The sequence below is a fragment of the Paracraurococcus ruber genome (genome assembly GCF_004353985.1).
GTDB lineage: Bacteria > Pseudomonadota > Alphaproteobacteria > Acetobacterales > Acetobacteraceae > Paracraurococcus > Paracraurococcus ruber.
In genome coordinates this window covers 1-10,805 of record NZ_SMOA01000195.1, presented here as the reverse complement: position 1 = coordinate 10,805, position 10,805 = coordinate 1, and the positions used below count along the sequence as shown (strand labels likewise).

The 10,805-nt window shown below is 73.2% G+C and carries 9 protein-coding genes; 3 read left to right on the top strand and 6 right to left on the bottom strand.

Translation table 11 applies throughout. The features are described 5' to 3' along the window. Positions 1–681: 681 nt before the first annotated feature. Positions 682–1,833, bottom strand: coding sequence for a deoxyguanosinetriphosphate triphosphohydrolase (locus E2C05_RS23635; protein ID WP_133222106.1), 1,152 nt, complete (start codon positions 1,831–1,833; stop codon positions 682–684). 143 nt (positions 1,834–1,976) lie between these two features. On the opposite strand from E2C05_RS23635, the gene erpA reads away from it, so the two are divergent. Next, positions 1,977–2,327: an iron-sulfur cluster insertion protein ErpA gene (gene erpA / locus E2C05_RS23630; protein ID WP_133222105.1), complete on the top strand. Its 351-nt coding sequence runs from the start codon at positions 1,977–1,979 to the stop codon at positions 2,325–2,327. A gap of 217 nt (positions 2,328–2,544) precedes the next feature. Further along, on the top strand, positions 2,545–3,312 hold the full coding sequence (xth, locus tag E2C05_RS23625; RefSeq protein ID WP_133222104.1) for an exodeoxyribonuclease III: 768 nt from the start codon (positions 2,545–2,547) through the stop codon (positions 3,310–3,312). A 203-nt stretch (positions 3,313–3,515) separates the two neighbouring features. Here xth and E2C05_RS33320 read toward each other — a convergent pair whose 3' ends face one another. The 3 genes from E2C05_RS33320 to ilvD all read right to left on the bottom strand — a co-directional run bounded on the left by E2C05_RS33320 (position 3,516) and on the right by ilvD (position 6,172). Beyond that, positions 3,516–3,674, bottom strand: a complete 159-nt coding sequence (locus tag E2C05_RS33320) for a hypothetical protein (RefSeq protein WP_158292327.1) — start codon at positions 3,672–3,674, stop codon at positions 3,516–3,518. A 93-nt stretch (positions 3,675–3,767) separates the two neighbouring features. Beyond that, positions 3,768–3,986, bottom strand: coding sequence for a hypothetical protein (locus E2C05_RS23620; RefSeq protein WP_133222103.1), 219 nt, complete (start codon positions 3,984–3,986; stop codon positions 3,768–3,770). A gap of 467 nt (positions 3,987–4,453) precedes the next feature. Next, positions 4,454–6,172: a dihydroxy-acid dehydratase gene (ilvD, locus tag E2C05_RS23615; RefSeq protein WP_133222102.1), complete on the bottom strand. Its 1,719-nt coding sequence runs from the start codon at positions 6,170–6,172 to the stop codon at positions 4,454–4,456. 442 nt (positions 6,173–6,614) lie between these two features. Here ilvD and E2C05_RS23610 point away from each other — a divergent pair, with 442 nt between their 5' ends. Beyond that, positions 6,615–7,604 carry a Bug family tripartite tricarboxylate transporter substrate binding protein gene (locus E2C05_RS23610; protein WP_158292326.1) on the top strand — a complete coding sequence of 330 codons (990 nt, stop codon included), beginning with the start codon at positions 6,615–6,617 and terminating at the stop codon, positions 7,602–7,604. 66 nt (positions 7,605–7,670) lie between these two features. Here E2C05_RS23610 and E2C05_RS23605 read toward each other — a convergent pair whose 3' ends face one another. Both E2C05_RS23605 and E2C05_RS23600 read right to left on the bottom strand, forming a co-directional pair. After that, positions 7,671–10,373, bottom strand: coding sequence for a valine--tRNA ligase (locus E2C05_RS23605; protein ID WP_133222100.1), 2,703 nt, complete (start codon positions 10,371–10,373; stop codon positions 7,671–7,673). Positions 10,374–10,449: 76 nt separating this feature from the next. After that, on the bottom strand, positions 10,450–10,805 hold a 356-nt coding region (locus E2C05_RS23600; protein WP_158292325.1), incomplete at its 5' end, for a DUF2497 domain-containing protein.

Genomic DNA, 10,805 nt, shown 5'->3' with positions numbered 1-10,805 from the left:
CGGGGCCTGGCGCGCCGATCGCGGCCCCGCGGCGGCGTCGCTGCCCTGGCGGCACGCCATCGCAGGGCGCGTCGCAGGGATCCCCGGCGCCCTGCCCGCGATCGCGGAGGACGGCCCCGGTGTTGCGGGCGGTCTCGGCGCTGCCCTCGGGGGCGGGCTCGCCGGCCCCGCGCCGGAGCCGGCCGCCGGGTGGGCGGGCCAGCCTGGCCGCAGCCCGCGCCCACCGGCCCTTCGCGGCCTCAATTGCGCTGAGTCCGATCCGGCCCTTTCCGGCGCGAAGCGAGGTCTTCCGCGGGTCTCCGCGCGGCCGGCCCGCAGGAATTGAGGGATTGAGCGATTTTATCGGCCGGCGCCGAGGCAGCCGCAGGACCGACCGCTTCCGCTGATCATTTTCCTATCGCATGCCGGCAACCTGGACTTCAAGCCCCGGGTCCTGGCCCGATGCGTTGAGGATTCACGCCGCTGTCCCGCTGGCCAGCCGGCGCCCGGATTCCCACGAGGCCGAGAGCGGGCGGAACGTCGCCCTTCGTCACCCGGGCCCGCGATGCGCGTCGCTGCGCAGCAGCGGAAGACGCGCCGCGGCTGGACGCATCCGGGGCCATCCCCGGACGGCGGCGGGCCGGTGCCGCCTCGCCGCATCGGGGCGCGGGCGCAGGCGCCCCCCTGCCCGCCTCGCCGCCGTCAGCCCGGGATGTTGGGGTCCGTCAGCCGCCGGTGCTCCTCCAGCGCGTAGCGGTCGGTCATGCCGGCGATGTAGTCGCAGACCACCCGCGCCGCCTGGGCCGAGCCCGGCTCTCCTGCCCTCGCCCGCCATTCGTCCGGCAGCATCTGCGGCCCGCCATGCAGCAGCTGGAACACCATCTGGCTGACCCGCTTCGACTTCTGCATCGCCCGGTTCACCCGCCAGTGGCGATACATCCGGTGGAACAGGAAGTCGCGGATCAGCAGGTTCGCCTCCTGCATCGGGGCGGAGAAGGCGATCACCGGCTCGGCCGCCGCGCGGATGTCGTCGGCGCTGCGCGGGTCGAGCGCGGCGAGGCGCCGCCCCGCCTCCTCCACCACGTCCTGCACCATGGCGTTGATCACCCGCCGCACCGTCTCGGTCACCATCCGGTCGCGGGCGATGCCGGGATAGGCCACCCGGACCGCCTGGAAGGCCTCCCCGACCAGCGGCAGCGCCGCCGCCTCCTCCAGGCCGAACAGCCGGGCGCGGATGCCGTCGTCGAGGTCGTGGTTGTTGTAGGCGATGTCGTCCGCCAGCGCCGCCACCTGCGCCTCGGCCGAGGCATGGGTGCCGAGGTCCAGCGGATGCTGCGCGTCGTATTCCGCCACATAGGCGGCCGGGCGGCGCACCGGGCCGTTGTGCTTGGCCAGGCCCTCCAGCGTCTCCCAGGACAGGTTCAGCCCGTCGAACTCGGCATAGCGCGCTTCCAGCAGGGTCACGACCTTGAGCGACTGGGCATTGTGGTCGAAGCCGCCATAGGGGCGCATCTGGCTGTCCAGCGCCTCCTCCCCCGCATGGCCGAAGGGCGGGTGGCCGAGGTCATGCGCCAGCGCGAGCGCCTCCGCCAGGTCCTCGTCCAGCCGCAGCCGGCGGGCCAGGCTGCGGGCGATCTGCGCCACCTCGATGCTGTGGGTCAGCCGGGTGCGGAAGTAGTCGCCTTCATGGAAGACGAAGACCTGGGTCTTGTACTGCAGCCGGCGGAAGGCGCCGGTATGGATGATGCGGTCGCGGTCCCGCTGGAAGGGGGAACGGGCATCGCCCCCCGGCTCCGGGTGCAGCCGGCCGCGCGACGCTTCCGGACGGACGGCCCAGGGGGCGCGCTCGGTCATCCGTCACGCCTAACAGGCGGGTCCCGGGGCCGCAACCATGGCGATGATTGGAAAACGCCGGGACGCGGGCCTATCTTCGGGGCAAGACGGATAATGCGCCGGCGCCGCGGCCCCGAGCCCGCCCCCGGCCAGGAGAGTATGCGATGCCCGACGGTTCCGACCTGCCCCGCTTCCGCGTCACGCCGCGCGCCGCCGCCCAGGTGGCCGAGATCGCGCGGCGGGAGGGCCGGCCGCAGGCCGGCCTGCGCGTCTCGGTCAATGCCGGCGGCTGTTCCGGCTTCCAGTACGGCTTCGACCTGGAGGATGCGGCGGCCGAGGACGACCTGGTGGTGGAGGCCGGGGGCACCCGCGTCTTCGTCGACCCCGTCTCGCTCGACCTGCTGGCCGGGTCGGAGCTGGACTGGAACGAGGCGCTGATCGGCGCGCATTTCACCGTGCGCAACCCGCAGGCGGTCTCGGGCTGCGGCTGCGGGGTCAGCTTCTCCGTCGGCTGACCGCCGCGGCCGGCCGCCTGCGGGCGAGCCCGGCCGATAGGCCGCGGTGGCCGGGCCGGCGCCTTCGCCGCGGCGACGGGCGCTTGGCCGGCATTTCCCCTTCGCTGCCCCTTCCCCCGGGGCGTCGCGTCGGGCGCCCCCCGGGCGTCCCGACCCCCTGGCGCCCCCCGCATCCGGCAGGATAGAGCGGACGGGCTCCCGTCCAGGACCCCCGCCCGTGCGCCTCGCCACCTTCAACGTGAACTCCGTCCGCCGCCGGGTGCCGCATCTGCAGCGCTTCCTGGCGCGGCACCAGCCCGACCTCCTCTTCCTGCAGGAGATCAAGTGCAGGACGGAAGAATTCCCGGCGCTGGAACTGGCCGGCACGGGCTACGAGCTGCGCGCCATCGGCCAGACGGGCGGGCGGAACGGCGTGGCGGTGCTGGCACGCATCCCCTTCGAGGTGACGGCGGAGTCGCTGCCGGGCGAGCCGGAGGATGCGCAGGCCCGCTTCGTCGCGGTGCGCGCGGCCGGGATGGAGGTGGCCGGGATCTACCTGCCGAACGGCAATTCCGGCGGCGAGGACGGCTATGCCTACAAGCTGCGCTGGATGGAGCGGCTGGCCGCCTGGGCGCAGGAGAGGCTGGACGATTTCGCGCCCGTCGCCGTGCTGGGCGACTTCAATGTCTGCCCGACCCCGGCCGACCTGGCCCCCGGCGCGCTGCCGCCGACCGATGCGCTGGTGCGGCCGGAAACCCGCGCGCGCTTTCGCCGGCTGCTGCATGCCGGCATGACCGACGCGCTGCGCGCGCTGCATCCGGCGGATGCGCCCTTCACCTACTGGGATTACGGCCCGGCCTTCGAATCCAACCGCGGCCTGCGCATCGACCACATCCTGCTCAGCCCGGACCTGGCCGAGCGGCTGGAGGTGTGCGGCGTCGATACCGTGGCGCGGTCGGAGGAGCAGCCGAGCGACCATGCGCCGGTCTGGTGCGCGCTGCGCTGAGCGGCCTGCCCGGCCGCAGCGCGGGCATCGCGCGCCCGGATGACGGGCCGCGCCACGGTCGCTGACCCGGTCCGGCCTTTTCGCGCCGCGCCGCGATCGCCCCGCCGGCGGGGCGGCCGACCGGGCGGGTCATGCAGTCCCGCGCGGGGCCCCTTGGCGAACCCCGTGCGGGTCTGGTCCGGCGCAGGCCCGGCGCCGGCCGATCAGTAGCTCGGGCGCACCGTGACGGTGGGCGGGGCCTGCTGGATGACGGCCGGGGCGGGCTGCTGCAGCACGACCGGGGCCGGCGGCGGCCGCTCCCGCTCGACATACGTGCAGGCCGTCACGGCCAGGGCGGCGAAGATCACGGACAGATAACGCATGGGCGGGCTCCCTTCCGATGTGGACCAATCCCGCCCCACAACGGACCGGCAGCCTTCCGGTGGCATAACGATCCTGTGACGCCAGCGCGAACGCTACCAGCGCCGGTAGCCGCCATAGCCGTAGCCATAGCCGCCATAGGGCCGGGCGCCCCAGCCGCCGTAATAGGGCCGCGGCGCATAGTAGTAGGGCCGCGGCGCGACATAGACGCTGGCCGCCGGCGGCGAATAGTAGCCGGGCCCGGCCGGGTAGACCGCGCAGCCGCCGAGCGCGGCGAGCAGCGCGAGAAGCGGGAGGGGTCGCAGGCGTCGCATGGGGGTGTGCTCCTTCATCGCCATGCAACGCCGCGCTTGCGGCGAAACGCGGGCGGCCGCATGGCCGCCGGGCTTAAATCGGCGTCATCCCGGGGCCTCGCGGGGCCCTTCGGCGGGTGCCGGTGGCCGCCGCGGCCAAGCGGCCATCGCATCGGATGCCCCCCACCTGCCCCGCCGGTTTCCCACCGGTGCCGCGGCCGATGGGGGCCGTGGCGGCGGGCGCCGCCCCCTGGCGGGTGTCCCGCATCCGAAATTCGCAGCCGGTGGCTGCGACCGCAGCGACCAAGGCACCAGAGCAGATCCCGCCCAGGTGGCATCACCCGGGCGGGTGAAGATGCGCGTCGCTTCAAGAGACCGGAGCGGCTGCCCTGCGCCATGGCGAACGGAACCCGCCCCGGCCCGGCGGCGCCTGCCGCCGGGCCGCGCGGATGGCTGCCGGCGTCACCCGGCCGGTCAGGCCGCGCGTCCTACTGGTCGGCGTAGACATGCGTCTCCGCCTCGGCGCCCGGATGGGTCACCGCGCCGAGATGCGCCGGGCCGACGAGCTGGGCGTATTTCCACAGCGCGCCGGCATTGTAGTCGGTGCGGCGGGGCTGCCAGGCGGCGCGGCGCTTCGCCATCTCGGCCTCGTCCACCAGCATGTCAATCGTGCCCTTGTCGGCATCGATGACGATCCTGTCGCCATTCTGCAGCAGCGCGATCGGGCCGCCCACCGCCGCTTCCGGCCCGACATGGCCGATGCAGAAGCCGCGCGTCGCGCCGCTGAACCGGCCATCCGTGATCAGCGCCACCTGCTCGCCCATGCCCTGGCCGTAGATGGCGGCGGTGGTCGACAGCATCTCCCGCATGCCGGGGCCGCCCTTCGGCCCCTCGTAGCGGATGACGATGACGTCGCCCGGCTTGTAGGCGCGCTGGTCCACCGCCTTGAAGGCCTCCTCCTCCGAGTCGAAGCACAGCGCCGTGCCCTCGAAGCGCAGGGTCTTCATGCCGGCGACCTTCACGATCGCCCCGTCCGGCGCGAGGTTGCCCTTGAGCCCGACGACGCCGCCGGTGGGCGAGAGCGCCTTGCTGACCGGGAAGATGACATCCTGGTCGAGCGGGAAGACCACGTCCTTGTGGTTCTCCGCCAGGGTCTTGCCGGTGACCGTCATGCAGTCGCCATGCAGCAGCCCGGCGTCCAGCAACGCCTTGATGATCACCGGGATGCCGCCGACCTTGTAGACGTCGTAGGCGACGTATTTCCCGCCCGGCTTCAGGTCGGCGATGTAGGGCGTGCGCCGCATGATCGCCAGCACGTCCTCCATGGTGAAGCGGATGCCCGCCTCATGCGCCATGGCCGGCAGGTGCAGCCCGGCATTGGTGGACCCGCCGGTGGCGCCGACCACCACGGCCGCATTCTCCAGCGACTTCAGGGTGACGATGTCGCGCGGCCGCAGGTTCTTCCGCACGAGGTCCATCACCGCGCGGCCGCTCTCGAAGGCCCAGCGGTCGCGCTCCTCATAGGGCGCGGGCGTGCCGGCGGACCCGGGCAGGGCCAGGCCGATCGCCTCGCTGACCGTCGCCATGGTGTTCGCGGTGAACTGGCCGCCGCAGGCGCCCGCGCTCGGGCAGGCGACGCATTCCAGCTCGTGCAGCTCCTCGTCGGTCATGTTGCCGGCGGCGTGCTGGCCCACCGCCTCGAACACGTCCACCACGGTGACGTCGCGGCCCTTGTACTTCCCGGGCAGGATGGAGCCGCCATACATGAAGACGCTGGGGACGTTCAGGCGCAGCATGGCCATCATCATGCCGGGCAGCGACTTGTCGCAGCCGGCGAGGCCGACCATGGCGTCGTAGCAATGGCCGCGCATGGTGAGCTCGACCGTGTCGGCGATCGCCTCGCGGCTCGCCAGCGACGACTTCATGCCCTGGTGGCCCATGGCGATGCCGTCGGTGACGGTGATGGTGGTGAACTCGCGCGGCGTGCCGTCGCCTTCCTTGACGCCCTTCTTCACGCTCTGCGCCTGGCGGGCGAGGTCGATGTTGCAGGGCGCCGCCTCGTTCCAGCAGGTGGCGACACCGACGAAGGGCTTGTCGATATCCTCCTCCTTCAGGCCCATCGCGTAGTAGTAGCTGCGATGCGGCGCGCGGTCGGGCCCCACGGTGGTGTGGCGGCTCGGCAGCTTCGACTTGTCCCACTTCGTCATGGCATCTCTCCGTGCCGGTGGCGCCGGCGGCCGGCAGCCGCGCCACCGACCCGGGCCGCGCCCCGCGGCCACGCCGGACGCCGACCGGAGGGCGGCGTTCCCTCCCGCAAGCTTTAGGTGCCGGGGGGCGGGTTGCCAAGCGGCGACGCCCCTTGGCGCCGACGCGCCGGCCCTGCCCGTCCTTGCCGGGATCCGGTCGCGGACGGACCCGCGCCGGGCCGCCGCGCCAGGCCATGCGCGCCGATCCATGCGCGCCAAGCCATGCGCGCCAAGCCATGCGCGCCAAGCCATGCGCGCCAAGCCATGCGCGCCAAGCCATGCCGTTGGGCGCCGCCATGCCGTCCCGCCCGCCGCAGCCCTTTGCGCTGGCCTCCGCCCGGGGTCGCGCCGCAGACTGCGCCCGGAACCGGCCGCAGAGCCGCTGCCCGAGGGAGACATCGCCATGCCCCGCCCCGTGCTGCCCGCCCCGCTCGCTCGCCGCGCCCTGCTCGCAGGCGCCCTCGCCGCCCCGGCCCTGGGCCGGGCCCAAACCGGCGATTGGCCGCGGCAGCCCGTGCGCTTCGTCAATCTCTACGCCCCGGGCGGCGCCAACGACATCCTCTCCCGGGCCTGGTGCCAGGCGATGACGCAGGTCACCGGCACGCAATTCCTGGTGGAGAACCGCACCGGCGCCGGCGGCACGGTGGGCAGCGACGCCATCGCCAAGGCGCGGGCGGATGGACACACGGTCGGCCTCGGCGGCGTCGCCAACCTGGCCATCGCGCCATCCCTGTTCCCGCAGCTGCCCTACGACCCGCTGCGGGACTACACCCACGTCACCGGCCTCTACCGCCAGCCCAACATCCTGATCGTCAACAACGACGTCCCGGCGCGCACGGTGCCGGAGCTGATCGCGCTGCTGAAGGCCAACCCCGGCAAGCTCAACTACGCGACCGGCGGCGCCGGCACCACGCCGCATCTCTCGGCCGAGCTGTTCAAGTCCCGCACCGGCACGGACATGCCCTTCGTGCAGTATCGCGGCGGCGCGCCAGCCCTGGTCGACCTGCTGGCCGGGCAGGTGCAGGTGATCTTCGACAACCTGGCCGGCCCGATCGGCGCGGTGCGCGACGGCAAGGTGCGGGCGCTGGCGGTCACCAGCCCGAAGCGCAGCCCCGCCCTGCCCGACCTGCCGGCGCTGGCGGAATTCCTGCCGGGCTTCGACCTGACGAGCTGGAACGGCCTGATCGCCCCCGCCGGCCTGCCGCCGGCCCTGGTGCAGCGCATGGCGGAGCTGTCGCTGCGCGCGCTGCGCAGCCCGGAGATCGCCAGGATCTACACCGACAATGGCGCGACGCCCTGGATCATCGGGCCGGAGGAATTCGCCGGCTATGCCAGGGCGCAGGAACCGCTGATGCGGACCCTGGTCAAGCTCAGCGGGGCATCGGCGGGGTAGCGAGGGAGGCCCTGCCTCCCTCGCGCTCCCTCCGCCAAGGGCCGAAAGGCCCTTGGAACCCTCGGGTCAGCCCGCGATGCGGGCCAGCGCGGCGTCGAGGCGGGCCATCTCGGCGCGGGCCGCCTCCAGGCGCTCGCGGTTCTCATCGACGACTTCCTCGGGCGCGCGGGCGACGAAATCGGCATTGCCGAGCTTCGCCTCGATCTTGCGCGCATCCGTCTCCGCCACGCCGCGCGCCTTGGCCAGCCGCGCCCGCTCGGCGCCGAGGTCGATGACGCCGGCCAGCGGCAGCATCACCGTCGCCTCGCCCACCACCGCCTGCGCCACGCCCTTCGGCGCCTCGCCGGCCAGCGGCGCGATCTCCGTCACCCGGCCGAGCCGGCGGATGGCGTCGATCCAGCGGCCGGCGCGCGCCAGGCTCTCCGGCGCCGCATCACGCACCAGCAGCGGCGTGGTGACGGAAGGCGGGACATTCACCTCCGCCCGCACGGCGCGCACCTCGGTCACCAGGCGCACCACCCAGTCCAGCTCCTCCCGCGCCGCCTCGGCCCCGGCGACCGCCGCCGCCTCCGGCCAGGCCGCGCCGATCAGGCTGCACTCCGGCCCATAGCCGAAGCGGTCCCACAGCTCCTCCGTCACGAAGGGGATGGCCGGGTGCAGCAGCCGCAGCAGCGTGCCCAGCACATGCTGCGCCGCGCCCTTCACCTCCGCCTTCTCCGGCCCGTCCTCGCCATTCAGCACCGGCTTGGCGAATTCGATGAACCAGTCGCAGAAGGTGTTCCAGGTGAAGCGGTAGCAGGCGGCGGCATACTCGTCGAAGCGGTAGGCCTCCAGCGCCGCTGTCGCCTCCGCCACCGCGCGGTTCGCCGCGTCCAGGATCCAGCGCGCCAGCGGCGTCCGGGCCGCCGCTGGATCCCAGGCAGGATCGACGACGACGCCGTTCGACTCGCAAAAACGCGCGGCATTCCACAGCTTGGTGACGAAGGCGCGGCGGTCCTCCACCGCCTTGCGGCCCAGCTTCACGTCCCGCCCCGGCCCGGTGAGCGAGCAGATGGCGAAGCGCAGCGCATCCGCGCCATAGGCGTCGATCAGCTCCAGGGGGTCCATCACGTTCCCCTTGGACTTCGACATCTTCTGGCCCTTCTCGTCGCGGACCAGGCCATGGATGTAGATGTCGCGGAAGGGCACCGCGCCATCCATGAAATGCATCCCCATCATCATCATCCGGGCGACCCAGAAGAAGATGATGTCGAAGCCGGTGACCAGCACGTCGCCGGGGTAGTAGCGCCCGACCTCCGGCGTCGGCGCCGGCCAGCCCAACGTGCTGAAGGGCCAGAGCGCGCTGCTGAACCAGGTGTCCAGCACATCCTCGTCGCGCGCCAGCGGCACGTCCTGACCGAACTGGGCGCGCGCGGCCGCACGCGCCTCGGCCTCGGTCTTCTCGACGAAGATGGTGCCGTCCGGCGCATACCAGGCGGGGATCTGGTGGCCCCACCAGAGCTGGCGGGAGATGCACCAGGGCTGGATGTCCCGCATCCAGGCGAAGAAGGTGTTCTCCCACTGCTTCGGGACGAAGCGCATGCGCCCGTCCTCGACCGCCGCGATGGCCGGCTTCGCCAGCGTCGCCGCGTCGCAATACCACTGCCAGGTCAGCCGCGGCTCGATCGGCACGCCGCCGCGGTCGCCATGCGGCACCTGGTGGGTGTGCGGCTCCGCCGTCTCCAGCAGGCCAAGCTCCTCCAGCCGCGCCAGGATCGCCTTGCGCGCCGCGAAGCGGTCCTGCCCGGCCAGGCCGCGGACGAAGTCCGGGTCCGCCACGCCATCGACCGCGCGCAGGTCGGCCGCGATCTCCTCCAGCGCGATGCGCGCCTCGGGGTCCAGCACGGTCGGCATGGCCAGGTCGTGCCGCTTGCCCACCTCGAAGTCGTTGAAGTCGTGCGCCGGCGTGATCTTCACCGCGCCGGTCCCCTTCTCCGGGTCCGAATAGGCGTCCGCCACCACCGGGATGCTGCGCCCGACCAGCGGCAGCACCACCCGCTGGCCGACCAGATGCGCGAAGCGGGCATCCTCGGGGTGCACCGCGACGGCGGTGTCGCCCAGCATGGTCTCTGGCCGCGTGGTGGCCACCCGCAGGAACTCGCCCGGCCTGCCCTCCACCGGGTAGCGCAGCGTCCAGATCTGCCCCTTCACCTCGCGGCTCTCGACCTCGAGGTCGGAGATCGCCGTCAGCAGCTTCGGGTCCCAGTTCACCAGCCGGCGGTCGCGGTAGATCAGCCCCTGCTTGTGGAGCGTCACGAAGACCTCGAGCACCGCCTTCGACAGGCCCTCGTCCATGGTGAAGCGCTCGCGCGGCCAGTCGAGGCTGGCGCCAAGCCGCCGCAGCTGCCGCGTGATGGTGCCGCCGCTCTCCGCCTTCCATTGCCAGACGCGGTCGAGGAAGGCGGCGCGGCCCATCGTCCGCCGGTCCTGGTTGCCCTCGGCCGCCAGCAGCCGTTCCACCACCATCTGGGTGGCGATGCCGGCATGGTCGGTGCCCGGCTGCCACAGCGCGTCCCGCCCCTGCATCCGCCGCCAGCGGACCAGCGTGTCCTGCAGGGTGAAGGTCAGCGCATGACCCATGTGCAGGCTGCCCGTGACATTGGGCGGCGGGATCATGATGGTGAAGGGCGTCGCCGCGCCCTCGGGGTGGCAGGCGAAGGCGCCCGAGCGCTCCCAGCCCTCGTAGAGGCGGGTCTCGAAGCTGCCCGGGGTCAGGGTCTTGTCCAGCATGGGCGCATCCGTGGTCGGCGGTCCCGCCGCCGTCAAGGGGAATGCGCGCGCCCGCCGGCCGGCGGCGCCTTCCGGCCTATTGCGAGAGGGCGCGGCCCACCACGCGCTCGATCTCGGCCCGCACCAGGCGTTCGACCAGCGGCGGCAGATGGGTGTCGAGCCAGTCCTTCAGCAGCGGCCGCACCTCCTCCCGCACCACGTCCTCGATGGTCGGGCCGCCGCGATAGATGCCGCTGCTCCGCTCGGCCGATACGGTCCGCAGCAGGGTGCTGACCGAGGCGGCGGCGGCGGCGGCCGCGGCCGGGGCCAGCAGCCCATCATCCGGCATCGCCAGGGGCTCGGGCCGCGACGCTTCCGCCGGCAGGGTCAGCACGGGCGGCAGCGGCGGCGGGGCGGGCGGCGGCGCGGGCGGCGGGGCGACTTGCTCGGGCG

Excerpts from the sequence above, each read along its gene's own strand:
- E2C05_RS33320 (WP_158292327.1), bottom strand. The coding sequence starts at position 3,674 with ATGCGTTATCTGTCCGTGATCTTCGCCGCCCTGGCCGTGACGGCCTGC.
- E2C05_RS23605 (WP_133222100.1), bottom strand. The coding sequence starts at position 10,373 with ATGCTGGACAAGACCCTGACCCCGGGCAGCTTCGAGACCCGCCTCTAC.
- E2C05_RS23610 (WP_158292326.1), top strand. The coding sequence starts at position 6,615 with ATGCCCCGCCCCGTGCTGCCCGCCCCGCTCGCTCGCCGCGCCCTGCTC.
- E2C05_RS23635 (WP_133222106.1), bottom strand. The coding sequence starts at position 1,833 with ATGACCGAGCGCGCCCCCTGGGCCGTCCGTCCGGAAGCGTCGCGCGGC.
- erpA (WP_133222105.1), top strand. The coding sequence starts at position 1,977 with ATGCCCGACGGTTCCGACCTGCCCCGCTTCCGCGTCACGCCGCGCGCC.
- ilvD (WP_133222102.1), bottom strand. The coding sequence starts at position 6,172 with ATGACGAAGTGGGACAAGTCGAAGCTGCCGAGCCGCCACACCACCGTG.
- E2C05_RS23620 (WP_133222103.1), bottom strand. The coding sequence starts at position 3,986 with ATGCGACGCCTGCGACCCCTCCCGCTTCTCGCGCTGCTCGCCGCGCTC.